Source organism: Mesorhizobium sp. CNPSo 4661, assembly GCF_057784215.1.
In genome coordinates, this window is the sequence record NZ_JBWGIO010000010.1 from 195,545 (window position 1) to 222,266 (window position 26,722).

The following is a 26,722-nucleotide window of genomic DNA, read 5'->3' on the forward strand; positions in this document are numbered from 1 at the left end:
GCCACCTCAGTTGGCAAGCTTGCTGGCGGAGAATTCGATCCGCCGGTTGAGCGCCTTGTTCTTGGGCGTGTCGTTGGCGGCGACCGGCTTGTCCTCGCCATAGCCGGCGGAGCTGATCCGGCTGCGCGAAACGCCGTCGGCAACCAGCGCGTCGGCGACCGCCTGGGCGCGCCGTTCGGAGAGCGCCTTGTTCGCCTCGGGCGATCCGTCGGAATCGGTGTAGCCGGACACCTCGACCTTGAGGGCCGGGCATTTGCCGACGACGCCTTCGACCTCCGCCAGCAACGGGCGGCTCTTCGCGTCGAGCCTTGCGCTGGCCTGGCGGAAATAGATGGCGCCGGTGCGCGAAAGCACGGCAAACCTGTTGAGGCACTCCTCGTCGCTGAAGTTGGCTTTCGCGGCATCGGTGGCGACGGGACCGACCTCGGCGGCGGCGACGGTCTGCACGGCGGCCGGCTTGCCGCCGTCGGCAGTGAAGACGAAATCGAACGACACCGAAGCGGTCGGCACGATGTTGGTCACATTGGCGGCCTGCTGCAATTTGTCGATGTTGGGCAGCAGGCCGAAATCCTCGACATGGACGGCGACTGGCGCCTCAGAAGCGACGGAAACCTGGGTGTCGCTGATCATGGTGACGACGACGCTCGCCTCGAGATCCTTGTCGACGCCATGCAGGCTGAGGCGGAACGGCAAGGTCGTCTTCACCCGACGCTTGGTCGGCAGGTCGGCGAACGCCGCCGGGTCCACCTTCGCCGTCACCTCGGCCGTCGGGTAGGTGAAGGTCTCGAAGAACAGGAAGCGCATGCGCACGTTGCGCAGGTCGACGCCGGTGTCGACGGAATTGAGGTCGAAGCTGATCCTGGCGTCGCCGGCGGAACTCAGCGTGCCGGTGATGTTTCTGATCTTGTTGGTCTCGACGATCGTGTTCTTCTTGACCGACTGGTAGGTAAGCACGGAGGCGGACGGGTCGAGCGTCCAGTTCGGCGCGGCACTTGCCGTTTGCGGCCCGAAGACCAGCAGCACGGCAACGATCAAGCCAAAAACCGCGGCCTTGGCACGCGCTTTCCGCCACAATGCAACGACTTCGAACATGGAACGCCCCCGCCAGGACAACCCGATCTCGATACCGGCACGAGCGCGGAGCATAGAGCACTTGCCATCGCTTGGCGAGCGGTTACGGCGGCTTCGAAAAACGACCAATGCGATCGCCATGCGCCGGGAAAGAACGGTTGTCGGCGACGTTACTACCACCCACCGCCGCCACCGCCGCCGCTCCCACCTAAGGGCGCAATGACGGGCGTGGTCTCGGTCTTGACTGGTTTGATCAGTTTCTTGGCGGTCACCTTCTTCTGCTTGATGACCTTCGGCGTCGTTGTCACGCTAACCTGCTTGGTACGATGTTTCGCTACCGGCGCCGGCTCGACCCTCGGCGCCATGGTCGTGCACCCAGCGACCGTGAGGGATAGGAATGTTGCGATGAACGCCTGCTTCAATGCCCTGCCCACCATTGCCTCCTTGTTTGATCAAAACAGGTCCCGACGCGGATTGGCCTGTTCCCAAAGGGCTCTGGCAGTCTTGACCAATTGGTCGTCGACCGAGCCACCCGTCGGGATTTTCGATTTGAGTTCGGAGCGCAGCTGCTTGAGGGCAGCCGCCTTCGGCTTTGCCCCGAACTGCGCTAAGGTCGACCGAGCGACCGGCAACTCGTTGCGCAGATCAAGTCCTACCGCGAACGCCAGATAGCGGACGGCGAGGGCCTGATCGGATTTGTCGCCTTTCTGCATTTCGATAGCCGCGCGATCATATGCCGCCGAGTAGTCGCCACGGTCCGTCGCCAGTTCGAAGAGCCTCTGCGCCTCGGCAAGGTTCCGGTCCACGCCCTCACCATCCCGGTACATGCGCGCCAGGCTGCCGGGCGCATAAGGCTGGCCGAGATCCATCGCCTTCTGGAACAACTCCTGCGCCTGCTTCGGATCCTTCCCGACGCCGCGTCCGCTGAGATAATTGCGGCCGAGGATGTTCATCGAATACATGTCCTGGCGCTCCACGCCCGCCTTGAGGAAGGCGACGGCACGAGTGGGGTCGGCCGGCACGCCATTGCGCCCTTCGGTGAAGATCGCGGCGAGATCGTTCATGGCATAGGTGTGGCCCATGGCCGCCGCCTTGAGCAGCAGGTCGAGGCCTTTGCCGGTGTCGCGCTGGACCCCCAGACCGTTGAACAGAGCGCGGCCCCAGGCGGTCATCCCATAAGGGTCGCCTTTGTCGGATGCCTTGGCATAGAAGCCATTCGCCTTCGCGGGGTCCACCGCCGTTCCTATGCCGGACGAAGCGATGTAGCCGAGCTCGAACACCGCGCGGACATGTCCCTGGTCGGCAGCCTTTTGGATGGCCTTCTTGGCCTCGTCGACCTTGCCGGCGGCGAGCAGCGCGCGCCCGAGTTCGTATTGGAAGCGGGCGACATCGGGATAGGCCTTTACCGCCGCCTGGCAGGCCTCCACTGCCCCGGCGCCGATCTCGTTCGGCAGCAGGCCGGGGACGACGCCCTGCAGGTCCAAAGGTTCGCCTGCCTTCTCGTCGCACGGATCGACGCTGGGCGACAGCTTCATCGTCGCCGGCTTTGACGGTGTGTTGTCGGCCCTGATCTCGACGCCGACGATCAATGGCTGGACCGTGCCTATCTGCGGTTCGTAGCGCAGTTTATCGACTTCGTCGGCCATCAGGCTCGATTGCGGCGACAGGGTCCGATCCGGCAGGGACAGTGTCCCGGTTGCCGGATAGCTCGCAAGCTTCACGCTTACGGCCGGATCCTTGGTCGGGAAATCCAGTTTCAGTGGCACGGGGCCGACACCGACGGGAATCTTGACATCGCGGTTCTCGATCGCCTCGGCGGCGCCGGCGATGTGGATGCCGCGCTCCACCACTTCCTGCTTCTGCTCGGACTCCAGCGAGGCCACGAGCTGCTTGCCCGCGGCGTCTTCGCCGTTCTTGACCCGGAACACCAGGATGCCCTGCGATCCGCCGCCCCATTCGTCATGCGTGGCGTAGGCCAGCATATCGACCTGGTCCTCGGCGTCGGCGCCCTTCGGCACGTCCATCGCGAGCCGCGGCAGGTCCTTGCCCTCTATCGGCTCGCCCGTCGCGACCGGCTTGCCGTCCAGGATCAGGTGACCCAGCGCCGGCGACCTTTCGATGCTGATGGTGACCGCGCCGCCGTCGACATCGACCGGCACCGGCAGGTCGAGCGCGACCGGTCCGACCCCCGACGGCACGGTCTTTTCCAGCACCGGCGGCAAAGCCGGCCGGTTGGCGCGGCGCATCAGCACCACTTCGTCGATCAGCGAGGAATTTTCCCAAGGAACCTGCGCGCCCTTGGTGGCCTCGACCACGTCGCGGCGCACCGCCGCCATCACGGAGCGTATCTCCTGGTTCGGCGCCAGCGCGCGGCGGGAGAAGGCGGATGAAAACGGACTGAGCTCGCCGGAGCCGTCATAGGCGACCGCGCCCGGCTCGGTGGCGAAGGCAATCAGCGTGTTCAGCGAACTTTTCACCTGCGCAAGGCCGGTGCCGCCGGCCGCGATCAACTGGTCGCGCAGCCAGTAGTCCTTGCGCGGGAACGGGTTGTTGCGGCAGGCATCGAGGATGATCACCTGGATCTTCGATTTGGCGCGCAGCTGCTGCAGGACGTCGTCCAGCTTGACCGCCTGGACCTCGATGTCGGCCGCATCCTTGAGCGACGCATCGACCGGGATCAGGAAATTCTCGCCGCCGATCTGAAAGCCGTGACCCGAGTAATAGACAACCGCGAGATCGGCGCCGTCCGCCGCCGCGAGATAATTGCGGAACTCCTTCTCGAACTGGAGCTTGGTCAGGTCCTTGGCGACGAACACGTCGAAGCCGGCCAGCCGGAATGTGTTCGAAACGTCCTCGGCATCCTTGTCTGGATTCTTGAGAGCCGGGATTTCGCGATATTCGGAATTGCCTATGACGAGAGCGACCCTTCGATCGGCATGCGCCTGCACCGTCGTGAAGGCCACGAGGATCAAGGCTGCAATCAGCGCGCAGCGTCGCAGCATGGCAAAATCCCTAACCGCTATCACCTGTCGGCCACAAGAACGCAGCTTGCGGCATCGTGGTCTGTTAAAGACTTCACAATCTGCCAAGACGGCAAGGCAAGGAACCGCGCCGGCTATGGCAAGGCGGATCGCGTATCCAACCAACTGCTAAAATAGCTCAGAGGCGCGGATGCCGCAATGACCTGGGCAAGTTTGGCGCCGCCTGTCGCGCAAGACCGTCATCAGAGGAACCACGCCCCGCCCAGGCGAGCACCGGCCGACCTTACCCGGCCATTGCCTCCGCGCCTCACTCCGCGTTTACTAAGCGCCGCAGCAGCAGTTGAGAACCGGATGCTCATAGAAACGAAGCTCCAGCCGCCTTATTTGCGCGATGCCCTGGTTCAGAGACCTCGGCTGCTGCGCACCCTGGATGCCGCGACGGCGGGCAAGCTGACGGTGGTGACGTCGCCTGCCGGTTTCGGCAAATCGACCCTGCTCTCGCAATGGGCGGCCGGCATTTCCGGCGGCATCGCCCAGGTCGCCTGGCTGTCGATCGACCGGCTCGACAACGACCTCGCCCGCTTCCTCAAATATCTCGCCGCCGCCTTTCACCGCGTCGACCCCGACATTGCCGGCAACGCGGAATCGCTGATCGACTCCAGCCCGGTGACGCCGGTCGATTCCATCCTCACCGCCATCATCAACCAGCTATCGCGCCGCGCCGCGCCGATCTACCTCGTTCTCGACGACGCCCATCTGATCGTCTCCAGCGAGATTGCCGCCTGCATCAACATGCTGGTCGCCTATGCGCCGCCGGCCTTGCGCATCGTGCTCGCAACCCGCGGCGAGCTGCCGCTCGAGCTCGCCCACATGAAGATGAAGGGGCATGTCGTCAGCCTCGGCGACAGCGACCTGCGCTTTTCGCTCGAGGAGACCGAGGATTATCTTGCCAATGTCTGCGGCCTCGACCTCGCTGTCTCGGCCGTGGTGGCGCTTCACCACAAGACCGAAGGCTGGCCGGCCGGCCTGCAACTGGCCGCCTTGGCGCTGGCGCATGAGGGTTCGAGAGAAGCCTTCATCGCCGAATTTTCCGGCAGCCAGCGCGACGTGGCGATGTTCCTGACCCACGATGTGCTCGCCCGGCAGGTGCCCGACATCCAGGATTTCCTGCTCAGGACCTCGATCCTCGATCGCTTCTGCCTGGGCCTAGTCGAAGCGGTTTGCCCGGGACGGGACTGCGCCGCCGCGCTCGCGACCATCGAGCATTCGAACCTTTTCCTGATCGCTCTCGATTCCTCCGGACAATGGTTCCGCTATCACCATTTGTTCTCCGAATTCCTGCGCAACAGGCTGGATGCCTGGGCGCCGGAGGCACGCAGGGACCTGCATCGCGCGGCCGCCGCCTGGCTGGCGGCCCGCGGCCATATCTCGGACGCGGTCGACCACGCACTTGCCAGCGGCGATGCCGACCATGCGGCGCGCCTGGTAGAGGAATGCGCCATGCCGCTCACCATGCAGGGCCACATACCCAAGCTCACCGAGTGGCTGAACCAGCTTCCTCCGGACCTCATTGCCGCCCGCCCTCGCCTGCTGCTGGCGCGAGTCTGGGCGCAGTTCCACATGAGCCGGCCGCGCCAGGCCGTCCGCATCCTCAAACAGGCCAAAACCCTTGTCGGCCAGCTTTCCGAACGCGGCGAGATCGACCGCGCCACCACCCGATCGCTCAAGGCCGAGTTGCAGACGCTGACGGCCGGCGTCATCAGCGCCACCGACCGTTCGCGTACCGCGACCCGCGTCGCCTCGCGCTGGCTGGCGGATTTTCCCGAGGACGAGCCCTTCGCGCGCGGCACGCTCGCCAACATCTGCGCCTTCAGCCACTATTCGCTCGGCGAGCTGGACGCCGCGCGCCTGCGCAGCCTCGCGGCGCGCGACCATCATGCCGCCGCCAATTCGGTCTTCGGCATCGTCTATTGCGACCTGTTGCTGGGACTGGTCGAGATTTCCGCCGGCAACCTCGCCGAGGCGCACCAATTGCTCGACCGAGCTTGCCGATTGGCCCGCGAGCGCCTGGGCTCCGGTTCCTACACGGAGGCGATGACGGCGATCTTCCATGTCGAGCTCGCCTATGAATGGAACGACCTGCAGGGCGCTGAGCGCATCCTGCACCAGCACCGGCAGATCATCGAGGAATGCGGGCTCGTCGTGCACGAAATGGCCTGCAAGCTGCATCTGGCGCGGCTCTCCGCGGCGCATGGGCGGCACGACGAGGCGATCGTCTTCCTCGAACGCGCCGAACGGCTGGGCATCGAAAAGCGCTACCGCCGGCTGACGGCCGCGGCGCTGAACGAGCGGGTGCGGCTGCTTTTGTCGCGCGGCGACGTCCGCGCCGCCCGGCTGGCGCTGCGTTCGCGCGGCATCGAGCCTTCGGCCGAAAGCCGCCCCACCCCGATCCATCCGCTCGACGAATACGCCCATATCGGCGCCGCGCGCGTGCTGATCGCCGAGGGCCATCCGGCGAAGGCCATCGCCGTGCTCGACCGCATCGCCGAACGCATGCGTCGCGACGGCCGCCTGCGCGGCTTCATGCAGGTGCGCGCCCTTGTCGCGATCGCCGCGCACAGCGCGGGCGAAACGCTGCTGGCGCTGGCGGCGGCGGTCGACGTCGTCACCCTGGCGCTGCCGCAGAACGCATTGCGCTCGCTGATCGACGAGGGCCTGCCGATGCGCGAGGTGCTCGAATTCGCCCGGGCGCGCATTCCGGCCTGGTCGCGCAATTCCAACACCGCCACCTTTGTCGACACGCTTCTGCGCGAACTGGGCAAGACCGCGCCCGAACGCACGCGGCCGATAGCGATCGCCGCGAAGAAGCAGATGCTGAGCAGCAAGGAAACCGATGTCGCCGCCCTGCTGCTTCACGCCTACACCAACCGCCAGCTGGCCGAGACGCTGTCCATGGCGCCCGACACGGTGAAATGGCATTTGAAGAACATATTCGGCAAGCTCGGCGTCTCGAGCCGCACGGAAGCCGTGCTCAAGCTGAAGGAAATCGGGCTCGACGCCGCCACCGAACGCCAATTGGTTGGCTAGGGCGGTTCACCCTTTCATGGAAACGGTGAACCGCCCTAGCTCTTTGTTTTCACGCAATTCCGGACGGAAAACCGCTCACACTTTTCCTGGAATTGCTCTAACCACCCGAATGGGTGCTCAAAAAAACCACCCATTACCCGAAGGTGTCGGGACAGCGCTAATGTAGCGGGCCATCATCCAGCCGACATACGCTGGGTGGGAGCCGCATGGCGACTGGTTTCGTTTTCCACGAACTTTATCTTTGGCACAACACCTGGAACTGGAACCAGGTTTTTCCGCCGAGCCTGACGGTTCAGCCCGGCACCCATGCCGAAAATCCCGAGACCAAGCGTCGCCTGCGCAACCTCCTGGAAGTGAGCGGCATCCTCGACCATCTGGTCACCATCAAGCCGAGGCGCGCCACCGTCGAGGAATTGTCGCGGGTCCACTCGCCAGCGCATATCGCCAGGATCAGGGAGATCAGCGACCGTGGTTACGGCGACGCCAGCTCACTGACGCCGCTCGGCGCCGGCAGCTATGAAATCGCGCTGCTGGCGGCTGGCGGCGCCATCAAGGCGATGGAAGCCGTCATCACGGGCCAGGTGGACAACGCCTATGCGCTGATCCGTCCGCCCGGCCATCACGCCACCGCCGATGTCGGCATGGGCTTCTGCCTGTTCTCGAACGCCGCCATCGCCATCCGCCATGCTCAGCAGTTGCACGGCCTCACCCGCATCGCGACCGTCGACTGGGACGTGCATCACGGCAACGGCACGCAGGCGATCTTCTACGACGATCCGAGCGTGCTTTCGATCTCGCTGCACCAGGACAATCTGTTCCCGGCCAATTCCGGCGCGATCGCCGAGAACGGCGAGGGCATGGGCAAGGGCTTCAACATCAACGTCCCGCTGCCCCCGGGGTCCGGTCCGGGCGCCTATGCCGCGGCGTTCGAGCGCGTGGTGATCCCGGCGCTGGCGCGCTTCAAGCCGGAGCTGATCGTGGTGCCCTCGGGCTTCGACGCTTCCGGCGTCGATCCGATGGGACGCATGCTGATGAATTCCAGCGGCTACCGCAGGCTGGCGCGCATGCTGCTCGACGCGGCGCGCGAGCTATGCGGCGGGCGCCTGGTGATGACGCATGAAGGCGGCTACTCCGAAATGTACGTGCCTTACTGCGGCCTTGCCGTGATCGAGGAGCTTTGCGGGCACCGCACGGGCGTCGAGGACCCGTGGGACCAGCTGATGGGACAATGGGGTGGAATGTCGGCGCAGCCGCATCAGACGGCGATCATCGACCAGGCGGCCGAACTGGTCAAAAACATAAACTGACAAAAACTCAACAGGGGAATCGAGATGAAGCGCAGTTCGAAACTCACCACGCCGAACGTGATTGCCGGCTCGCGCCGCAATTTCCTGATAAAGGGCGGGCTTGCGACCGCCGCAACGCTGACCGGCATGCCCGCCATGCTGCTTTCGATGAACAACGAGGCGCGCGCCGAAGGCGATCCGATCCCGGTCGGCCAGTGCGGGCCGACCACCGACTTCGCCGCGCCCGACGGCATCGAGTTCAAGAACGGCCTGACGCTCGCCTGCGAGGAGATCAACGCGCTGGGCGGCATCCTCGGCCGGCCGCTCGAACCGTCCTTCGAGGACACCGCGCAGATGGGGGACGCCACCAACGTGCAGGCGGCGCAGCGCCTCGTCGACCGGCATGGCGTGCACGCGATCCTCAACGGCTACAACATCGGCTCGGGCGCCGCGATCCAGGAGGTCGCCGCCGACAACGGCATCATCTACGTCCACTACGACACCACGATCGGCCACAACAACCTGGTGAAGTCCAACCCGGACCGCTACTGGGGCTCGTTCCAGGGCGATCCCGCCGAATACTGGTATGGTCCTGGCTTTCTGAAGTTCCTGCAAGGCCTGGAAGAGAACGGCGAGTGGAAGCGCAAGAACAACAAGATGGCCGTGATCCTGTCGGCCGGGGTCTACGCCTCCAACATCGCCAACGCCGTCAAGGAGCAAGCCAAGAGCTATGGCTGGGACATCAGCCTGTTCGAGACCGTCAGCGTGCCGGCTTCGGAATGGGGACCGACGCTGGCCAAGATCCGCCAGGATCCGCCGGCGGTGATCTGCATCACCCACTTCCTGCCCGCCGATCTCGGGCAGTTCGCGCTGCAGTTCGCCTCGAACCCGACGCCGAGCCTGGTCTACATGCAATACGGCCCGTCGATCCCGGCCTTCCGCGACATCGCCAAGCAGGCGGCCAACGGCATCATCTACGCGACCGTCGTCGGCGCGCTGCAGGACGAGATCGGCACCGCCTTCGAGAAGCGCTACAAGGCAAAGTTCGGCCCGAACGCCGGCCACAATTCCGGCGCGCAGCCCTATGACGGCGCCTATGTCTGGGCGACCGCAGCAGCGCTTGCCGGCGGCACGGGCGAACCCGGCAACAACGACCAGAACCGCAAGGTTGCGGCCCGGATAAGCGCGATGATATGGCGCGGCGTCACCGGCACGACCCGCTTCATGCCGCTCGAGAACGCCGCCTACACCTATCCGACCCAGGTCAACGATTCATCGCTCGGCATGCCGCATCAGTTCCTGCAGATCCAGGACTACACCAAGGGTCCCGGCCTGATCGCGCCGGCGCCATACGGCACGACCAAGTTCATGACGCCGCCATGGATCAAGGCCTAGCCGGATGACGCAAGACGCCGTCGCGACGCCATTGCTGTCGTGCAGGCATGTCGGCAAGTCCTTCGGCGCGCTCGCGGCGGTCCGCGATCTGTCCTTCGATGTCGGGGCTGGAGAAATCCTCGGCATCGGCGGGCCGAACGGCGCCGGCAAGACGACGCTGTTCGAGGTGATATCGGGGCTGAACCCGGCCACCACGGGCGCTATCGTTCTCGACGGCCAGGACATCACCGGGCATGCGCCCGAGCAGATCTGCCATGCCGGCGTTGCCCGCACTTTCCAGCTCAACGCCGGCTTCGACAGCATGACGGCGCGCGATAACGTGCTGGTCGGCGCCTATTTCGGCCGGAGCAACCGGGCCGTGCCGACGCTGCGCGCCGGACGCGCGGCGCATCAGGCGGCCGATACCGCGCTTGAAATGCTCGGCATTGCCGACCGTGCCGACGAGGTCACCGGCAAGTTGCCGGTGCTCGACCGCAAGCTCTTGATGATGGCGAGCGCCATGGCGACGAAGCCGAAACTGCTTTTGATGGACGAGCCCGTCGGCGGCCTCACTGCGCGTGAGGTCGACCGTGTGATGGATGCCGTGCGCGCCATCAAGGCTGCGGGCGTCACCATCATCCTCATCGAGCATGTGATGCGCTTCCTGGTGCGCCTCTCCGACCGCATCATGATCATGCATCACGGCGAAAAGATCTTCGAAGGCCTGCCGACAAAGCTTCTCGACGACCGCACCGTCGTCGACGTCTATCTCGGCCAGGGCGCTTCCGAGCGGCTGCGCTCCTTCATGGAAAACACGCATGGCTGAGGCAGCGCTCGAGATCGTCGACGCCAGCGCCGGCTATGCCGGCCGCATCGTGCTCGACGCCATCAAACTGTCGGCCAGGAAGGGTGAACTCACCGCCATTGTCGGTCCCAACGGCCATGGCAAGAGCACCCTGCTCAAGGCGATTTCCGGGCTTGTCCCGGTGACGTCGGGCGAGATCCGCCTCGACGGCTCACGCATCGATCGTCTGCGTCCCGACCAGATCGTCGAACGCGGCGTCATCCAGGTTCCGCAGGGCGACCTGCTCTTTCCGGCGATGACCGTGCACGAGAACCTTCTGATGGGCGCCTACGCCAACCGCAGCGGTTCCGCCGAACGGCTCGACTTCGTCTTCACGCTGCTGCCCAAGCTGAAGGAGCGCCGCAACCAGACCGCCGGCACGCTTTCAGGCGGGGAGCGGCGCATGTGCGGCATCGGCCGCGGCCTGATGGCTGGCGGCGAGGTGCTGATGCTCGACGAGCCTTCGCTCGGACTGGCGCCGATCGTCATCGAGCAGATCTACGAGGTCATCTTCAACCTGAGACGCGAGGGCCGCACCATCCTTCTCGTCGAGGAGAATGCCGAGCGGATCGCCGAGCATGCCGACATGATCCACCTGCTCGACAATGGCCGCATCGCCTGGTCGGGCCTGGGCGCCGAACTGATGGCGCGCCCCGAAATCGTCGAAACCTATCTCGGAGTGTGAGCGATGGACGTCCTGATCCAGATCGTCGCTTCCGGCCTGACGCTTGGCGCCATGTACGCGGTCGCCACCATCGGCCTCTCGCTGGTCTACGGCTCGCTCAACATGCTCAACATGGCGCATGGCGCCATCCTGACGCTCGGCGGCTATATCTGCTACGCGGCCATCGTCCATACCGGCCTGCATCCGGCGCTGGCCCTGCTCGCCGCAGCAGCCGTCTGCGCGCTGGTCGGGCTGCTGATCTATTTCAGCGCGGCGCTGCCGCTGCTGAGGGCCGAGAATTTCGAGACCAACATCTTCATCGCCACCATAGGCATCGGCAGCGTCATCGAGAATTTGATGCTGAAGGGGTTTGGACCTTATCCGATCCCGCAGCCGCTCGCGGTGGGCGGCCAGGTGGTCATCGGCAATGTGCACATTCCGTTGCAGAACGTCTTCATCCTCGGCGTCGCCATCGTGCTGATGGCGGCGGTCGCCATCCTCATGCAGCGCACCAGCGCCGGCCGCGCCATTCGCGCCACCTCGATGAACCGCGAGGCGGCGCAGCTCATGGGCGTCAGGGTCGGCCGGATCTACGCGCAGGTGCTGGCGCTCTCCGGCGCGCTTGCCGCCGTTTCCGGCATCATGATCAGCTCGATCGCCACGCTGACGCCCGTTATGGGCGGCGACCCGATGCTGAAGGCCTTCATCGTCTGCGTGGTCGCGGGGCTCGGCAATGTCTACGGCGCCGTCATCGCGGCGATCGCGCTCGGCCTGCTCGAAGCCGCCACCCAATATGTGCTCGGCGTGCGCTGGAGCTTCGCCACCTTGCTGCTTCTCGTCATCCTCGTGCTGATCTGGCGACCCTACGGCCTGTTCGGCAAACAGCAGGTGGTGCGCCTATGACATCCATCCGCCGCGACATACTGATCGGCCTCGTCTGCCTGGCTCTCGCCGCCGCACTGCCGCTCGCCATGCCCGGGCGCTACGTCATCACCCAGTCGACGCTGTTCTTCATCTGGGCGATCGTGGTGGTGCAGTGGAACCTCGTGCTCGGCATGGGCGGCATCTTCTCGCTGGCGCAGATGGCGCTGTTCGCCACCGGCGCCTATGCCACCGCGATGCTGGGGTTCTACTGGAAGGTGCCCATGCTCGCCGCCATCCCGATGGCCGGCATCGTCACCGTCGCCATGGGCATGCTGATCGGCCTCGCCTGCCTGCGCCTGCGCGGCCCCTATGTGGCGCTGCTGACGCTGGCGATCGCGCAGGTCATGTATGTGCTGATCGTCAACGACACCGACTGCTTCACCACCGTCGGCGGCTGCATGCCGCTGTTTGGCGGTGTGCGCGGCATCGGCCAGTTCGGCGATATCGGCCTGCGCGCGCTGTTCCCGTCGAAATGGTACATCGCCCACTATTATGTCGGGCTGGCGCTGCTGGCGGTCGCGGTCGCGATTTCGATCGTCGTCATCAGGGGACCTCTGGGCCTTGCTTTCCGGGCACTCCGCGACAATCCGGGCTACGCCATGTCGCGCGGCATCAGCCGTTTCAAATACCAGCTCTGGATCTTCGCGGTCTCCGCCTTCTTCACCGGCATCGCCGGCGGCTTCTACGCCGTGCATTTCCGCGTCGTCGGCCCGACGGTCTTTTCCTTCTCGATGCTCTTGTTCCTGATCGCGATGATCGTCATCGGCGGCCTCGGCTCGATATGGGGCCCCCTGCTCGGCGCCGCGGTGCTGATGCTGGCCGACGAAGGCATGCGGGAACTGTCCGACTACCGCAACATCGGCCTTGGGCTGCTGCTGGCGGTCTTCGTCATCGCATGGCCGAACGGGCTGAACGGCTGGCTGCAGCGAAGCCGAACCAGCCGCCATTGACGACGGTCTTCATCGCCGCCGTGGGCGAGGGCAAACGCAGGCGGTCCGGCGAGAACGCCGGATCTTGACCGGGCAAACAAGGCCGGGCTCTTGCCTTTAAAGCGCGTCGCGCTGAAACGGATTCAGGCGACGCGCTTTAAGTCTTTGTTTTGATGCATGTCGTTGTCCCAGAACCGCCGCACACTTCTGGGCGACATGCATTAGGCTCTCTACAGCGATGACCAATTTCCCGTTAGATATGCCGGTGCGATAATCGAGATCAATTGAATTGTCGGGAGCAAAAATGATCCTACTGACGAGAGCTGTGGTTCAGCCCTGGAATTGCGACATGATGGGCCACATGACGACGCGGTTCTACGTCGCCTTTTTCGACGACGCCATCAACATCCTGCTGGGACAGGCGACCGGCTGGGCGCCGACGACGCCCGAATGGGCCGACAGGGGATGGGCCGACGTCCGGCATGAGATCGACTTCGTCGGCGAAGTGCCGTCGGGGGTCATCGTGGAAATCTACGGCACGGTCCGCACTGTCGGCCGCACGTCCATCCAGACGGATTACGAGATGCGCAGGCTGCATGGCGGCGAACTCGCGGCCAAGCTGGCCGCCAAGACGGTCTTCTTCAATCTCGCGGAGCGAAAATCCACCCCGCTGACGGAGCCGATGCTCGAGCGCCTGAAATCCTGGATGGCCGCCGCTCCCAGTCACGGCAGCGAAGCCTGAAGACCCTTCGGCGCTCTTTCCAGGGTCAGGCGCCTCTCCACATCGCGTCCGGCACCACCACCAGCTTGCCGACGAAATCCTTGCCCATGAAATCGGTCTGGGCGCGGTGGAAATCGGAGAGCTTGTAGACGCCGCCGACCAGCGGCCTGATCTTCTTTTCCTCGATGTAGCGCACGATGCGGCGGAAGTCCTCCCGCGTGCCCTGGCTCGAGCCGTGGAGCTGCAGCTGCTTCAGATACATGGTGCGCAGATCGAGCTGCACGACCGGCCCGGCAATCGCTCCGGCGGTCGTGTAGCGACCTTCGGGCCGCAGGATGCGCAAGAGGTCGTTGAAGATGGCGCCGCCGACGAGGTCGGCCACCACGTCGATGGGCTCGCCGCCAGTCGCTTCATTGACGGCGGTAAGCAGGTCGGCCACGCCGCGCGTGATCACCTTCTCGGCGCCGATGTCGAGCACGGCCTGCTCCTTGCCCTTGCCGACGACGGCATAGGGGATGGCGCCGCGCGCCCGTGCCAGTTGCACGATGCCGGAGCCAACGCCGCCAGAGGCGCCGGTGACCAGCACCCGCTCGCCGGCCTTCAGCGCCGCGCGCTCCAGCATCTGCTCGCCGGTGAGATAGGCGCAACAGAAAGTGGCGAGCTCGACATCGCTCAAGTCGGTGTCGACGACATGCGCGTTCTCGGCCGGCAGGGACTGGTATTCGGCATAACCGCCATCGCGGCCGTGGCCCATATAGTCGATGTCGGCCAGCGAATCGTCGTCGCGGTTGTAGATGGAGAAGTCGACCATGACGCGTTCGCCGATGCGGTTCGCTGGCACGCCGTCGCCGACAGCGACGATCGTCCCAACAGTGTCGGTGCCCTGGATGCGCGGGAAGGTCAGCGTGTTGCCTTGGCGGCGCCAGGTCGAAACCGCCCCGGCGTCTTCCTCCGTGCCATAGGCGCCCTGGCGCACCCAGACATCGGTGTTGTTCATGCCGCAGGCGCTGACCTTGACCAGCACTTCGCCGACGGCCGGCGCCGGCACCTTCGCGTCGGTGCGGTAGACGAGCTTCTCCAGGCCGCCATGGCCGGTAAGCTGCACGGCGGCCATGGTGGCGGGAACGGTTCTGGTCATGGCATTCATGTCGCCTCTCAAATGTCGCTTCTCAGATATTGGCGAGGACGCTGTTCACGGCGTCGGCTGTCTTCGCGACGACGATGTCGGCCTCCTCCCGCGTCAGGCAAAGCGGCGGCGCGAAGCCTAAGATGTCGCCTTGCGGCATCGCGCGGCCGATGACGCCACTAGCGGCCAGCGCCGTGGCGATCTGCGGCCCGACCTTCAGCGCGGGGTCGAAGAAGACACGATCATCGCGGTCCTTCACGAACTCGACCGCCGCCAGCATGCCGTCGCCGCGCACTTCGCCGACATTCCGGTGACCGCCGACGGCCTTGGCGAGCTCGGCGCGGAAGTAGGCGCCGGTCTCGTCGGCGTTCCGCACCAGGTCCATCTCGTCGATCAGCTCGAGATTGGCGACACCCGCGGCAACGCAGATCGGGTGCGCCGAATAGGTCCAGCCATGGCCGAGCGAACCCAGCTTGTCGGAGCCCTTGACCAGCACCTGCCAGACCTTGTCGGAAACGATGACGCCGGACAGCGGCGCATAGGCCGAGGTGAGCCCCTTGGCGATGGTGATCAGGTCCGGCTTCATACCGTAATGGTCGGAGCCGAACATGGTGCCGAGACGGCCGAATCCGGTCACCACTTCGTCGGCGACGAGCAGCACGTCATACTTGTTCAGCACGGCCTGGATCTTCTCCCAATAGCCGGCCGGCGGCGGCACGATGCCGCCGGTGCCTAGGATCGGCTCGCCGATGAAGGCGGCCACCGTGTCCGGCCCCTCGGCGAGGATCATTTCCTCCAGCTTGTCGGCGCAATGTTGCGAGAACTGCTCCTCGCTCATCGAGCGGTCGGCGCGGCGGAAATAATAAGGCGCTTCGGTGTGCAGGATCGGCGCGCGCGGCAGGTCGAAGGCGTTGTGGAACAGCTCGAGCCCGGTCAGCGACCCGGTCATCACGCCGGAACCGTGATAGCCGCGCCAGCGCGAGATGATCTTCTTCTTTTCCGGCCGTCCGAGAACGTTGTTGTAGTACCAGATCAGCTTGATGTTGGTTTCGTTGGCGTCGGAACCGGAGAGACCGAAATAGACGCGGCTCATGCCCTTCGGCGCGCGGTCGATGATCATCTTGGCAAGGGTGATCGAGGCCTCAGTGCCGTGGCCGACATAGGCGTGGTAATAGGCCAGGTTCTTCGCCTGCTCGGCGATGGCATCGGCGATCTTCTGGCGGCCATAGCCGACATTGACGCAATAGAGACCGGCGAAGGCATCGATGCTCTTCTTGCCGGTGTTGTCCCAGACGGTGACGCCTTCGCCGCCGGCCATGATGCGCGCCGGCGATTCGCCGCGCGCATGTGTGCCCATATGCGTCGAGGGATGGAAGAAGTGGTCGCGATCCCAGGCGGAGAGTTCGTTGGACTGTTCGAGCATTTTTTGACTCCTGACGAGAATGAGGCCTGCGCAGCTTACGCTACATCGAGGCAGAGATATTTGAGGTCCGTAAAAGCTTCCAGGCCGTGGCGCGAGCCCTCGCGGCCGATGCCGGATTGCTTGACGCCGCCGAACGGGATCGGCGCGCCGGTGATCTTGACCCGATTGATCGCGACCATGCCGTAGTCCAGCGCGCGGCCCATGCGCGCCTGGCGCGCGCCATTCTCGCTAACGACATAGGCGACGAGGCCGTATTCGGTGGCGTTGGCGCGGGCGACGACTTCCGCCTCGTCGTCGAACGAGGTGACGGCGGCGACCGGGCCGAACGTCTCTTCACGCATGATCAACGCTTCGTCCGGCACATCGACGAGCAGCGTCGGCTGGTAGAACAGCGGGCCGGCCGCGTCACGCTTGCCGCCGGCCAGGCAGCGCGCGCCATGGGTGAGCGCATCGGCGACTTGCTCCTCGACCTTCTTGACCCCGCGCTCATGCATCAGCGGCCCGATCTCGGCGTCCGCGGAGAGACCGTTGCCGGTGCGGAGCTGCTCGATGCGGCGCGCGAATGCCGCGCAGAAGCGATCATAGATCGGCCGCTGCACATAGATGCGATTGGCGGCGAGGCAATCCTGGCCGGAGGTGGCGAACTTGGCATCGAGCGCGATCGTCACGGCCTTGTCGATGTCGGCATCGTCGAACACGATAAGCGGCGCATGGCCGCCGAGTTCCATGACCAGGCGCTTCATGGTCGCAGCACTCTGCGCCGCGATCAGCCGGCCGACCTCGGTCGATCCGGTGAAGCTCATGGCGCGGACCCTGGCGTCGGCGCACATCGCGCCGACGATGGTGCACGCATCGCCGGTGACGACGTTGAAGACGCCGGCAGGCAGGCCGGCGCGCTCGCCGAGTTCGGCCAGCGCCAAAGCCGAGAGCGGTGTCCCGGACGACGGATGCGCCACCACCGTGCAGCCGGCGGCCAAAGCCGCGGCCGCCTTGCGGGTGAGCATGGCCGACGGAAAATTCCACGGCGTGACGACCCCGGCCACGCCGAGCGGCTCGCGGCGCACCGACATCTGAGCATTCGGCAGATGGCTGGTGACGCTTTCGGCATTGAGGCGTTTCGCTTCCTCGGCATACCACTCGACGAAGGAAGCGGCGTAGTCGATCTCGCCCAGCGATTCCTTCAGCGGCTTGCCCTGCTCAAGCGTCATCAGCAGCGCCAGATCGTCCTTGGCGGCGACGATCAGATCGAACCATTTTCGCAGGATCTTCGAGCGCTCCTGCGGCAGGGCCGAGCGCCAGCCGTGAAATGCACGCGACGCGGCGTCGATCGCCTTCGTCGTCTGCGCCGCATCGAGCGCGGCCACAAAGGCGACGGTAGCGCCGGTCGCCGGATCGGTAACCTCGAAACTGGCCGCAGCATCGCTCGCCGTCCAGTGGCCGTCGACATAAGCGAGAGCGCGCAACAGCCGGCGGTCGGCGAGCCGGTCCAGCGCTTCATGGTGGTTGGTGCGGGCAAAATGCGCGGACATCGGCGCCTCCATTCGATGCCGAAGCATCGGCCGTGTCGGGCAAAGAATGGGACTGTTTCAGCGGCTGTTGGTAGAGAGATTGTCTCTATTGGCGCGCCGACACAGATGATCTCTCTAGTTGGCCGGCCGGCAGGCGCAGCCGAACCTCGAAAATTGGCCGAGCCTTCTCAACTTCGTCATCCACGGGCGAAGCAAGGAGCGAAGCGACGCGGCGTAGACCCGAGGATCCATGCCGTGACGTTGAGGCGCCGCTACGCTGCAGAATTCTGCTCTGCTGCGCTTTCGATCAAAGTCACGGAATGGATCCTCGGGTCTACGCTCCGCTTCGCGTCGCTCCGCCCGTGGATGACGATGGCGTTTTCATTGTTCCGGCAACAGGTCGGCCACCGGCAGCACGGTCTCGTCCTTGACCGTCTTGGTGACGATGTAGGTGAAGTAGCGGTCGATGCCGATCTCGCGTTCGAGCAGGCTGTCGACCAACCGCTGATAGGCATCGATGTCGCGCGCCATCACCTTCAACACATAGTCGACGCCGCCGCCCACCGACCAGCAGGCGACGATCTCCGGAACATCGCGCACGACCCGCTCGAACCTGTCGAAGTCCGCCTGGCGGTGGTTGGCTAAAGTCACCTCCATCAGCACCGTCGCCACCGGCGCGATGACGCGCATGGCGATCGTGGCGTGATAGCCGGACACGATGCCGGCCTTTTCCAGCTTGCGCAGCCGCATCCAGCACGGCGTCGGCGACAGGCCGACCTTCTCGGCCAGCGCCAGCTTGGTGATGCGCCCATCGCGTTGGATGGCGTCGAGAATCCTGAGGTCGATCGGGTCGAGTTTCGCTGCCGCCATGCGGGATTCGCCTTTCGTTGCAGACACCATGACGATGCATTATTTCGATTGTCAATTGCACTGATTTCGCTCTCTAATATGTCATGACATTATGGCAGCCAGATCCTGCTCTCATCCGCCGCCCGGCCTATCTCTCGCTGGCCGACCAGTTCGCACGCGCGATCCATGACGGGCGGCTCGCCAATGGCGCGCAACTGCCGACGCATCGCCGCCTTGCGGACGACCTGAAGCTTTCGGTGCAAACGGTCAGCCGCGCCTATGAGGAACTGATCCGGCGCGGCCTGATTTCCGGGGAGGTCGGGCGCGGCAGCTTCGTGCAGACGCAGCGCCGCGAACCGGAGCCGCCTTACATCCCGGAGCGCCTCGGCGAGGTCATCGACCTCTCGATCCTGAAGCCGGTCTGCGAGCCGATGCATCTGGAAAAATTGAAGCAGGCGCTGGGGTGGCTGGCCGAGAATCTGCCGTCGAGCTCGGCGCTGTCGTTCCGGCCGAACATGGTGTTTCCGCGCCATCGCGCCGTCGCGGTCGAGTGGCTGAAGCTTTGCGGGCTCGAAGCGTCGCCGCAGAATATCAGCCTGACCAACGGCGCCACCGCCGGCATGACGGTGGCGCTGATGAGCGTAGCGCCGCCCGGCTCGACCGTCGCCACGGAGGCGATCGGCCACCACACGCTGGTGCCGCTTGCCCGCTATCTCGGCTTCAACCTCGAGGGCCTGCCGATCGACGGCAACGGGCTGATCCCCGAAGCGCTCGACGAGGCTTGCCGGCTGTCGGACATCCGCGCCGTGTTCGTCCAGCCGTCGGTGATCAACCCGACGGCGACGTTGATGGACGCCACCCGCCGCGAGCAGATAGCCGCCGTTGCCCGCAAGCATGACATCGCGATCATCGAGAACGACGTGCTCGGGCCGCTGGTTGAAGGCCGGCCGGCCGCGGTTGCCGCCTTTGCGCCGGAGCGCACGCTCTACGTCACCTCCTTCACCAAGATCACCGTGCCTGGCCTGCGCATCGGCTATCTCGCGGTGCCGGACCGCTACGTCGCCGCCGTCGCCAACCGCCACCTCGTCTCGAACTGGATGGCGACGCCGATGGTGGCGGAGATCGCGACGCGCTGGGTGACCGACGGCACGGCGATGGAACTGGTCAACTGGCAGCGCCAGGCGTTGAAGCGGCGCCAGGAGATCGCAGCCGAAATGCTGGCCGGCGTCGATTATCGCGTCCACCGTGACGGGCTGCATCTATGGCTCGAACTGCCGGGCGACCGCGCCGAGGAGAGTTTTGTTTCGCAGGCGCGGCTGCGCGGGGTGGCGATCGCGCCGGGCACCTCGTTCCGCATCGCCGACACGCCCTGGCATCCGGCCGTGCGCATCTCGCTCGGATCGACCACAGAGGGGGAACTGCGCGCGGGCCTGAGCGTTGTCGCCAAGCTGCTGCTCGGCGATCCGGAGCATCTCCTGCTCGCCATCTGATGCACAAAGGCAGCTCAGATTGCCCTGAAATTGTGCTGCGCCGGAAAATATTGTCATGATATTATTTTACCAATTGACATGATTTGACGCGTTTCGCATCGTTAAGGGCATAGGCTTCTCCAAAACGGGGAAATGGATTGCCCGCGCCCATCATCAAGGTTGATGCGATTTCGAAGAGCTTCGGCGCCTTCAAGGTGCTGGACGGCCTGTCGATGCAGGTCATGCCAGGCGAGAAGCTGGCGCTGATCGGCCCGTCCGGCTCCGGCAAGACGACGATCCTGCGCATCCTGATGACGCTGGAGAAGATCGACGGCGGCCACATCCAGGTCGACGGCGAGCAGCTCTACCACATGGAACGCAACGGCCAGCTGCTGCCGGCCGACGAGCGGCACCTGGCCAGGATGCGCCAGAAGATCGGCATGGTCTTCCAGCTCTTCAATCTCTTCCCGCACAAATGCGTCATGGACAATGTGACGCTCGCGCCAATGCTGACCAAGGGCGTCGCCCGCGCCGCCGCCGAAAAGCGGGCGATGGAGCTGCTCGACATGGTGGGCCTCGCCGACAAGGCGAAAGCGATGCCGGCGCAGCTTTCCGGCGGCCAGAAGCAGCGCGTCGCGATCGCCCGGGCGCTGGCGCTGTCGCCCAAGATCATGCTGTTCGACGAGGTCACCTCGGCGCTCGACCCTGAGCTCGTCGAGGAGGTGCTCAACGTCATGCGCAAGCTCGCCGCCGAGACCGACATGACCATGCTTCTGGTCACCCATGAGATGGGCTTCGCCCACGATTTCGCCGACCGCGTGCTGTTCTTCGACCGCGGCCGAATCGTCGAGGAAGGCAAGCCCGATGAGATTTTCCGCCATCCCAAACAGGAAAGAACGCAGAGCTTCCTGAAGAAGATCATCGCGGCCGGACATCGCGTCTGACCGCAATGCAAACGAGCGACGTAGTCGTCTCGGGGCGACCAGGTCGTCCACGGGCGGCCAAAGGCCGTCCCGAGCCGAGCAAACCAAGAAGAGAAACAAGGAGTTGGGAACAATGAAGAAACTTGGCATTCTGGCTGGCGTCGCCGGCCTCGCAGTGAGCGCAATGCTGCTCGCCCCCGGTGCGCGTTCGGCCGACGACGCCAAGCTGGAGCAGCTCAAGCAGCAGGGCTTTGCCCGCGTCGCCATTGCCAATGAGCCGCCCTATACGGCGGTGGCAGCGGACGGCAAGGTTTCGGGCGCGGCGCCTGACGTGGCACGCGAGATCTTCAAGCGCCTCGGCGTCAACGACATCGTCGCCTCGATCTCCGAATATGGCGCCATGATCCCGGGCCTGCAGGCGGGCCGCTTCGACGTCGTCACCGCCGGCCTGTTCATGAAGCCGGAACGTTGCGCGGCGGTCGTCTATTCCGAGCCGGTGCTTTGCGATGCCGAGGCGCTGCTGGTGAAGAAGGGCAATCCGAAAGGCTTCAAGAGCTATGAGGACATCGCCAAGGATGCGTCGGCGACCGTCGGCGCGCCTGGTGGCGGCACCGAGGAGAAGCTGGCGCTGAATGCCGGTGTGCCGCGCGATCGCGTCATCGTCGTGCCGGATGGCCAAAGCGGCCTGAAGATGGTGCAGGACGGCCGCATCGACGCCTATTCGCTGCCGGTGCTCTCGATCAACGACCTGGTCAAGAAGGCCAACGATCCGAACCTAGACGTCATCGCCCCGGTGGTCGGCGCTCCGGTCTATTGTGACGGCGCCGCCTTCAAGAAGGGCGACGAGGCGCTGCGCGATGCCTATGACGTCGAGCTCGCCAAGATGAAGAAGTCGGGCGAGTTCGCCAAGATCATCGAGCCCTACGGCTTCTCCGCCAAGGCGGCCATGTCGACGACGCGCGAGAAGCTCTGCGCGGCGAAGTAGCTCCCTCCCTTCTCCCCGTTCACGGGGAGAAGGTGGCCCGAAGGGTCGGATGAGGGGCGTTGCCAAGTTCTGCAAGGCTGGCTCCGCCCTTCATCTGCCTGCCCGTCCTTCGCAGCAGCTGCGCTGCAGCTACGGAGGATAAACCGGCATCTTCTCCCGTTGAACGGGGAGAAGGACCCAAGAACGCAAACGTTGGAACCCTATGACCCAGTGGTCCGGCTATCTCGGCCTGATATTGCAGGGAGCGCTTGTCACCATCGAGCTGACGCTGATGGGGTCGGTGCTTGCGCTGATCATGGCCTTCCTTGCCGGCATGGGGCGCGTGTCGCGCTTCTTCATCGTGCGCGCGATCGCAACCGTCTATATCGAATTCTTCCGCGGCACCTCGATCTTCGTCCAGCTGTTCTGGGCCTATTTCGTGCTGCCTTTCGCCGGCCTGTCGCTGACGCCGCTGCAGGCGGGCGTGCTGGCGCTGGGCTTGAATGTCGGCGCCTATGCGGCGGAGGTGGTGCGCGGCGCCATCCTGTCGGTCGGCCGCGAGCAATACGAGGCCTGCACGGCGCTCAATCTTGGCCGCTGGCAAGGCATGCGCCACGTCATCCTGCCGCAGGCGCTGCTGGTCATGCTGCCGACCTTCGGCAACAACGCAATCGAATTGCTCAAGGCGACCTCGGTCGTGTCGCTGATCTCGCTCGCCGACCTGACCTTCCAGGCGCAGGTGGTGCGCTCGCAGACCGGCAGCACGCTGATGCCCTTCGTCTCCGTGCTGGTCATCTATTTCGCGCTGGCGCTGATCATCTCCTGGGGCGTGCGGACGCTTGAACGCCGCATGGCGCGCGGCCTCGACGGAGTGCGTGTGTGATGGACTGGGCCAAATAATGGACTGGGATTGGAACTTCGTCCGGGAGATCATGCCGGTGCTGCTCCAGGGCGTGAAGATCACCATCCTGGCGACGGTGCTCGGCTCGATCCTGGCGGCGATCGTCGGGCTTGGGATAGCGCTGGCGCGGCGCTCGGAGAACCGGCTGGTGTCGCGCAGCGTCGGCTGGTTCGCCGAATTCATCCGCGGCACACCGCTTTTGGTGCAGCTTTATTTCATCTTCTACGTGCTGCCCGATATCGGCATCCTGCTGCCGCCGCTGGTGGCGGGCGTCATCGGCCTTGGCTTGCATTACGGCACATACACGGCCGAGGTCTACCGCGCCGGCATCGACAATGTGCCGCGTGGGCAGTGGGAAGCGGCCAAGGCCTGCAATCTCAATGGCCGCCATACCTGGACGCATATCATCCTGCCGCAGGCGATCCCGCCGATGATTCCGGCCTTGGCCAACTATTTCATCGCCATGTTCAAGGAGACGCCGCTGCTTTCGGCGATCACGGTGCTTGAGCTGATGAACCAGGCCAAGAGCGTCGCCAATACATACTACCGCTACATCGAACCGATGACGCTGGTCGGCGCCTTCTTCCTCGTCATCAGTCTCTGCTCCGTCGTGCTCTTACGCTGGCTGGAGCGTCGCTACGGCAGGATCGAAAGATGAAGGTCATGAAAGCATTGCCCGAGATCCGCCTCGAAACGGCGCGCCCCGCGCTGGATGCGCGCCCGCTGCAAAAGCGCGTCGGACTGATCGCCCTGGCGACCGACCACACCAGCGAGGTGGACTTCCGCCGCATGGTGGCGAGCGAGCGGATCGGCGTCTATGTCGCGCGCATTCCCTATGCCAATCCGACGACGCCGGAGAATTTGCGCAAGATGCAGCCGTCGCTTTCGGCGGGCGCAGCGCTCATCCTGCCGGACGAGCCGCTCGATGCCGTCTGTTATTCCTGCACGTCCGCTTCGGTGGTGATCGGTGACGCCGAGATCGAAGCTGCCATCCAGGCGGCCAAGCCCGGTGTTCCCGTCGTCACGCCGCCGATGGCCGGCATGCGCGGCCTGAACGCTTTTGGGGTCAAGCGCATCAGCATCCTCACCCCCTATACCGTCGAGACCAGCCGGCCGATGGCAGCCTATTTCGCGTCGCATGGCTTCGACATCCAGAGTTTTACTTGCCTCGGCTTCGAGGACGACCGCGAGATGGCGCGGATCGCGCCGTCGTCACTGGTCGAGATGGCGCGCAAGGTCATGCATCCCCAGGCCGATGCGCTGTTTGTCTCCTGCACCGCGCTGCGCGCCGCGCTCGCCGTTCCCGGCATGGAAGAGGCGATCGGCCGTCCGGTCGTCACCAGCAACCAGGCCAGCGCCTGGAACTGCCTGCGGCTTTGCGGCGACGACACGCCGCGAACCGAGTTCGGCCGGCTATGGACGAAGTTGCTGGCCGCGTGATCGAAATGACCGTTGAACTCCAGCATATTCGCATCGCGCGCGAACGCATTGCCGGCAAGGTCGAGCGGACACCCACTGTGCTGTCGCAAAGCCTGTCGGATCGCGTCGGCCATCCTGTTCATCTCAAGCTGGAGCACCACCAGACCACGGGGGCGTTCAAGCTGCGCGGCGCTTCCAACGCGATAGCCGCGTTGAGCGCGGAAGAAAAATCGCGTGGCGTTGTCGCCGCTTCGACCGGCAATCACGGACGGGCGCTCGCCCATGCGGCGAAGCTCGAAGACATGCGCGCGGTGATCTGCATGTCGAAGCTAGTGCCGCAAAACAAGCTCGAAGCCATCCGCCGTCTTGGCGCCGAAGTCCGTATCATCGGCAACAGCCAGGACGACGCCCAGCGGGAGGTCGACAGGCTGGTGGCGGAGGAAGGGCTGGTCATGCTGCCACCTTTCGACCACCCTGATATTATCGCCGGGCAAGGCACGCTCGGGCTGGAAATCATGGAGCAGGTTCCGGATGCCGTGGCGGTGCTGGTGCCGCTCTCCGGCGGTGGGCTGGCGGCGGGCGTCGCCGCGGCTGTGAAAGGGGTGAGTCCAGGCACCAAAGTCATCGGCATCTCGATGGCGCGTGGCGCCGCAATGAAAGCCAGCCTCGATGCCGGCCGGCCCATGCAGGTCGAGGAACTGCCGACACTGGCGGATTCGCTCGGCGGCGGCATCGGCCTCGACAACCGGCTGACCTTCGCCATGTGCCGGGAACTGCTCGACGACGTGGTCCTGCTCTCGGAGGACGAGATCGCCGCCGGCATCCGCCATGCCTACGAACAAGAGCGCGAGATCGTCGAGGGCGCCGGCGCCGTCGGCATCGGCGCGCTGCTGGCGGGGAAGGTCGAAGTGAGCGGCCCCACTGTGCTCATTCTCTCCGGCCGCAACATCGACATGAACGTGCATCGCCGGATTGTCTGTGGTGAACGTTCGGTGACGGAGCGCGCCGCATGAGAGTTCTTCGATGCCGAGTTCCCGCCCACCCCTCTCTGTCCTGCCGGACATCTCCCCCGAAAGGGGGGAGATTGGCTGTGTCGATGCCGCCGCTTTCCTTGCGGCGCTTGAGATTGGCGAAAGAAGAGATGCGGGCTGATCTCCCCCCTTGCGGGGGAGATGGCCGGCAGGCCAGAGGGGGGTGTGACGGAACGCCTTCCTTCGCGGCTAGCACCTTTGCGGAGCGCGCAGCATGAGCCGCATGACCATCCTTACAGAAGCCGAGTTACGCAAGATCGTGACGCTCGACCTGGACGCTGTCGCCTGCGTCGAGAATGCCTTCCGGGCGTTGGCCACAATGCCCGTAGCAATGCCGCCGATTTTGCGGCTCGACATTCACGAGCACCGCGGCGAGGTCGACGTGAAGTCCGCCTATGTGCCCGGCATAGACGGTTTCGCCGTCAAGATAAGTTCCGGCTTCTTCGACAATCCGACGCTGGGCCTGCCGAGCGGCGGCGGCATGATGGTGCTGCTTTCGGCAAAGACCGGCGTGGTCGAGGCGCTGCTGCTCGACAACGGCTATCTCACCGACATCCGCACCGCCGCCGCCGGCGCGGTCGCGGCCAGGCATCTGTCGCGCGAGGACTCCAAGGTCGCGGCGATCTTCGGCGCCGGTTTGCAGGCCGGCCTGCAATTGGAAGCCTTGCGGCTCGTGAGACCGATCGAGGAAGCGCGCATCTGGGCGCGCGACGCCGCCAAGGCCGAGGCAACCGCTGCTCGCCTGCGCGAGAAGCTTGGCATCATCGTGCGCGCCGAGCCGGACGCGGCAAACGCGGCGGCCGGGGCCGACATCATCGTCACAACGACACCTTCGACCGAGCCGCTGATCAAGCCCGGCTTCATCTCCGCCGGCCAGCACATCACCGCGATGGGCTCGGATGCCGAGCACAAGAACGAGATCGCGCCGGCGATCCTGCGCATGGCCGACCTCTATGTCGCCGACAGCGCCAAGCAGACACGGCGCCTCGGCGAGCTCCACCACGCCATCGAGGCGGCGGTCTTCGCCGCCGATGCGGAGATCACCGAACTGGGTGAGATCATTGCCGGCAGCAAGCACGGCCGACGTACGGCAAGCGACATCACCATTGCCGACCTCACCGGCACCGGCGTGCAGGACACCGCGATCGCCACGCTGGCTCGCGACCGTGCGCGGGCGGCGAATGCCGGAACGATTTTCGAGAGCTAGTACCGGCCGCAAGGCCCAACA

At 65.0% G+C, this 26,722-nt stretch carries 23 protein-coding genes; 16 read left to right on the top strand and 7 right to left on the bottom strand.

What is annotated here, in order from left to right:
• Window positions 1-6 precede the first annotated feature (6 nt).
• From AC0YKC_RS17030 to AC0YKC_RS17040, 3 genes are all read right to left on the bottom strand, one after another.
• Window positions 7-1,092 carry an OmpA family protein gene (locus AC0YKC_RS17030; RefSeq protein ID WP_488511871.1) on the bottom strand — a complete coding sequence of 362 codons (1,086 nt, stop codon included), beginning with the start codon at window positions 1,090-1,092 and terminating at the stop codon, window positions 7-9.
• A gap of 152 nt (window positions 1,093-1,244) precedes the next feature.
• Window positions 1,245-1,379: a hypothetical protein gene (locus tag AC0YKC_RS17035; RefSeq protein ID WP_320327897.1), complete on the bottom strand. Its 135-nt coding sequence runs from the start codon at window positions 1,377-1,379 to the stop codon at window positions 1,245-1,247.
• Window positions 1,380-1,523: 144 nt separating this feature from the next.
• A complete protein-coding gene (locus AC0YKC_RS17040; RefSeq protein ID WP_488511872.1) occupies window positions 1,524-4,073 on the bottom strand; it encodes a caspase family protein in 2,550 nt (849 codons plus the stop codon).
• Window positions 4,074-4,403: 330 nt separating this feature from the next.
• Between AC0YKC_RS17040 and AC0YKC_RS17045 the strand changes: the two genes are divergently transcribed.
• From AC0YKC_RS17045 to AC0YKC_RS17080, 8 genes are all read left to right on the top strand, one after another.
• Window positions 4,404-7,139 carry a winged helix-turn-helix domain-containing protein gene (locus AC0YKC_RS17045; protein ID WP_488511873.1) on the top strand — a complete coding sequence of 912 codons (2,736 nt, stop codon included), beginning with the start codon at window positions 4,404-4,406 and terminating at the stop codon, window positions 7,137-7,139.
• 206 nt (window positions 7,140-7,345) lie between these two features.
• A complete protein-coding gene (locus AC0YKC_RS17050; RefSeq protein WP_488511874.1) occupies window positions 7,346-8,446 on the top strand; it encodes a class II histone deacetylase in 1,101 nt (366 codons plus the stop codon).
• Window positions 8,447-8,470: 24 nt separating this feature from the next.
• The gene (locus AC0YKC_RS17055; protein WP_488511875.1) at window positions 8,471-9,820 is read left to right on the top strand and encodes an ABC transporter substrate-binding protein; all 1,350 of its coding nucleotides are present in this window, start codon (window positions 8,471-8,473) and stop codon (window positions 9,818-9,820) included.
• A gap of 4 nt (window positions 9,821-9,824) precedes the next feature.
• The gene (locus AC0YKC_RS17060; protein ID WP_488511876.1) at window positions 9,825-10,625 is read left to right on the top strand and encodes an ABC transporter ATP-binding protein; all 801 of its coding nucleotides are present in this window, start codon (window positions 9,825-9,827) and stop codon (window positions 10,623-10,625) included.
• Entirely contained in the window at window positions 10,618-11,328 is a 711-nt protein-coding gene (locus AC0YKC_RS17065) for an ABC transporter ATP-binding protein (RefSeq protein WP_488511877.1), read from the top strand. The genes AC0YKC_RS17060 and AC0YKC_RS17065 overlap by 8 nt, the downstream gene beginning before the upstream one ends.
• Window positions 11,329-11,331: 3 nt before the next feature.
• Window positions 11,332-12,210 carry a branched-chain amino acid ABC transporter permease gene (locus AC0YKC_RS17070; protein ID WP_488511878.1) on the top strand — a complete coding sequence of 293 codons (879 nt, stop codon included), beginning with the start codon at window positions 11,332-11,334 and terminating at the stop codon, window positions 12,208-12,210.
• The gene (locus tag AC0YKC_RS17075; RefSeq protein ID WP_488511879.1) at window positions 12,207-13,181 is read left to right on the top strand and encodes a branched-chain amino acid ABC transporter permease; all 975 of its coding nucleotides are present in this window, start codon (window positions 12,207-12,209) and stop codon (window positions 13,179-13,181) included. The genes AC0YKC_RS17070 and AC0YKC_RS17075 overlap by 4 nt, the downstream gene beginning before the upstream one ends.
• Before the next feature lie 283 nt (window positions 13,182-13,464).
• A complete protein-coding gene (locus tag AC0YKC_RS17080) occupies window positions 13,465-13,902 on the top strand; it encodes an acyl-CoA thioesterase (RefSeq protein ID WP_488511881.1) in 438 nt (145 codons plus the stop codon).
• Between the two features lie 25 nt (window positions 13,903-13,927).
• On the opposite strand, the gene AC0YKC_RS17085 is transcribed toward AC0YKC_RS17080, so the two are convergent.
• The 4 genes from AC0YKC_RS17085 to AC0YKC_RS17100 form a co-directional block, all read right to left on the bottom strand.
• A complete protein-coding gene (locus tag AC0YKC_RS17085) occupies window positions 13,928-15,028 on the bottom strand; it encodes an alcohol dehydrogenase family protein (RefSeq protein WP_488511882.1) in 1,101 nt (366 codons plus the stop codon).
• 22 nt (window positions 15,029-15,050) lie between these two features.
• The gene (locus tag AC0YKC_RS17090; RefSeq protein ID WP_488511883.1) at window positions 15,051-16,430 is read right to left on the bottom strand and encodes an aminotransferase; all 1,380 of its coding nucleotides are present in this window, start codon (window positions 16,428-16,430) and stop codon (window positions 15,051-15,053) included.
• A gap of 35 nt (window positions 16,431-16,465) precedes the next feature.
• Window positions 16,466-17,959 (bottom strand): NAD-dependent succinate-semialdehyde dehydrogenase, encoded by a 1,494-nt coding sequence (locus AC0YKC_RS17095; RefSeq protein WP_488511884.1) that lies wholly within the window; start codon window positions 17,957-17,959, stop codon window positions 16,466-16,468.
• 360 nt (window positions 17,960-18,319) lie between these two features.
• Complete coding sequence (locus tag AC0YKC_RS17100) at window positions 18,320-18,808, bottom strand: Lrp/AsnC family transcriptional regulator (RefSeq protein ID WP_320298693.1); 489 nt, start codon at window positions 18,806-18,808, stop codon at window positions 18,320-18,322.
• 83 nt (window positions 18,809-18,891) lie between these two features.
• Between AC0YKC_RS17100 and ehuR the strand changes: the two genes are divergently transcribed.
• From ehuR to AC0YKC_RS17140, 8 genes are all read left to right on the top strand, one after another.
• A complete protein-coding gene (ehuR, locus tag AC0YKC_RS17105; RefSeq protein WP_320298692.1) occupies window positions 18,892-20,277 on the top strand; it encodes a MocR-like ectoine utilization transcription factor EhuR in 1,386 nt (461 codons plus the stop codon).
• Window positions 20,278-20,414: 137 nt separating this feature from the next.
• On the top strand, window positions 20,415-21,200 hold the full coding sequence (gene ehuA, locus AC0YKC_RS17110; protein ID WP_140844064.1) for an ectoine/hydroxyectoine ABC transporter ATP-binding protein EhuA: 786 nt from the start codon (window positions 20,415-20,417) through the stop codon (window positions 21,198-21,200).
• A 163-nt stretch (window positions 21,201-21,363) separates the two neighbouring features.
• Entirely contained in the window at window positions 21,364-22,164 is an 801-nt protein-coding gene (ehuB, locus tag AC0YKC_RS17115; RefSeq protein ID WP_434725628.1) for an ectoine/hydroxyectoine ABC transporter substrate-binding protein EhuB, read from the top strand.
• Window positions 22,165-22,366: 202 nt separating this feature from the next.
• Complete coding sequence (gene ehuC / locus AC0YKC_RS17120; RefSeq protein WP_488511885.1) at window positions 22,367-23,026, top strand: ectoine/hydroxyectoine ABC transporter permease subunit EhuC; 660 nt, start codon at window positions 22,367-22,369, stop codon at window positions 23,024-23,026.
• 16 nt (window positions 23,027-23,042) lie between these two features.
• Complete coding sequence (gene ehuD, locus AC0YKC_RS17125; protein ID WP_488511886.1) at window positions 23,043-23,702, top strand: ectoine/hydroxyectoine ABC transporter permease subunit EhuD; 660 nt, start codon at window positions 23,043-23,045, stop codon at window positions 23,700-23,702.
• 5 nt (window positions 23,703-23,707) lie between these two features.
• Window positions 23,708-24,484, top strand: a complete 777-nt coding sequence (gene eutA / locus AC0YKC_RS17130) for an ectoine utilization protein EutA (protein WP_488511920.1) — start codon at window positions 23,708-23,710, stop codon at window positions 24,482-24,484.
• 5 nt (window positions 24,485-24,489) lie between these two features.
• Complete coding sequence (gene eutB, locus AC0YKC_RS17135) at window positions 24,490-25,476, top strand: hydroxyectoine utilization dehydratase EutB (protein ID WP_488511887.1); 987 nt, start codon at window positions 24,490-24,492, stop codon at window positions 25,474-25,476.
• 232 nt (window positions 25,477-25,708) lie between these two features.
• Window positions 25,709-26,701, top strand: a complete 993-nt coding sequence (locus AC0YKC_RS17140) for a cyclodeaminase (RefSeq protein WP_488511888.1) — start codon at window positions 25,709-25,711, stop codon at window positions 26,699-26,701.
• The last annotated feature ends 21 nt before the right edge of the window (window positions 26,702-26,722 follow it).

Bases quoted from the DNA above. Each gene is read 5' to 3' on its own strand.
- ehuC (WP_488511885.1), top strand. From the start codon at position 22,367: ATGACCCAGTGGTCCGGCTATCTCGGCCTGATATTGCAGGGAGCGCTT.
- ehuR (WP_320298692.1), top strand. From the start codon at position 18,892: ATGACATTATGGCAGCCAGATCCTGCTCTCATCCGCCGCCCGGCCTAT.
- AC0YKC_RS17055 (WP_488511875.1), top strand. From the start codon at position 8,471: ATGAAGCGCAGTTCGAAACTCACCACGCCGAACGTGATTGCCGGCTCG.
- ehuD (WP_488511886.1), top strand. From the start codon at position 23,043: ATGGACTGGGATTGGAACTTCGTCCGGGAGATCATGCCGGTGCTGCTC.
- AC0YKC_RS17045 (WP_488511873.1), top strand. From the start codon at position 4,404: ATGCTCATAGAAACGAAGCTCCAGCCGCCTTATTTGCGCGATGCCCTG.
- AC0YKC_RS17085 (WP_488511882.1), bottom strand. From the start codon at position 15,028: ATGAATGCCATGACCAGAACCGTTCCCGCCACCATGGCCGCCGTGCAG.
- AC0YKC_RS17080 (WP_488511881.1), top strand. From the start codon at position 13,465: ATGATCCTACTGACGAGAGCTGTGGTTCAGCCCTGGAATTGCGACATG.
- AC0YKC_RS17090 (WP_488511883.1), bottom strand. From the start codon at position 16,430: ATGCTCGAACAGTCCAACGAACTCTCCGCCTGGGATCGCGACCACTTC.
- AC0YKC_RS17060 (WP_488511876.1), top strand. From the start codon at position 9,825: ATGACGCAAGACGCCGTCGCGACGCCATTGCTGTCGTGCAGGCATGTC.
- AC0YKC_RS17075 (WP_488511879.1), top strand. From the start codon at position 12,207: ATGACATCCATCCGCCGCGACATACTGATCGGCCTCGTCTGCCTGGCT.
- AC0YKC_RS17100 (WP_320298693.1), bottom strand. From the start codon at position 18,808: ATGGCGGCAGCGAAACTCGACCCGATCGACCTCAGGATTCTCGACGCC.
- AC0YKC_RS17140 (WP_488511888.1), top strand. From the start codon at position 25,709: ATGAGCCGCATGACCATCCTTACAGAAGCCGAGTTACGCAAGATCGTG.
- AC0YKC_RS17070 (WP_488511878.1), top strand. From the start codon at position 11,332: ATGGACGTCCTGATCCAGATCGTCGCTTCCGGCCTGACGCTTGGCGCC.
- AC0YKC_RS17040 (WP_488511872.1), bottom strand. From the start codon at position 4,073: ATGCTGCGACGCTGCGCGCTGATTGCAGCCTTGATCCTCGTGGCCTTC.
- AC0YKC_RS17095 (WP_488511884.1), bottom strand. From the start codon at position 17,959: ATGTCCGCGCATTTTGCCCGCACCAACCACCATGAAGCGCTGGACCGG.
- eutA (WP_488511920.1), top strand. From the start codon at position 23,708: ATGAAAGCATTGCCCGAGATCCGCCTCGAAACGGCGCGCCCCGCGCTG.
- eutB (WP_488511887.1), top strand. From the start codon at position 24,490: ATGACCGTTGAACTCCAGCATATTCGCATCGCGCGCGAACGCATTGCC.
- AC0YKC_RS17050 (WP_488511874.1), top strand. From the start codon at position 7,346: ATGGCGACTGGTTTCGTTTTCCACGAACTTTATCTTTGGCACAACACC.
- AC0YKC_RS17030 (WP_488511871.1), bottom strand. From the start codon at position 1,092: ATGTTCGAAGTCGTTGCATTGTGGCGGAAAGCGCGTGCCAAGGCCGCG.
- ehuB (WP_434725628.1), top strand. From the start codon at position 21,364: ATGCTGCTCGCCCCCGGTGCGCGTTCGGCCGACGACGCCAAGCTGGAG.
- AC0YKC_RS17065 (WP_488511877.1), top strand. From the start codon at position 10,618: ATGGCTGAGGCAGCGCTCGAGATCGTCGACGCCAGCGCCGGCTATGCC.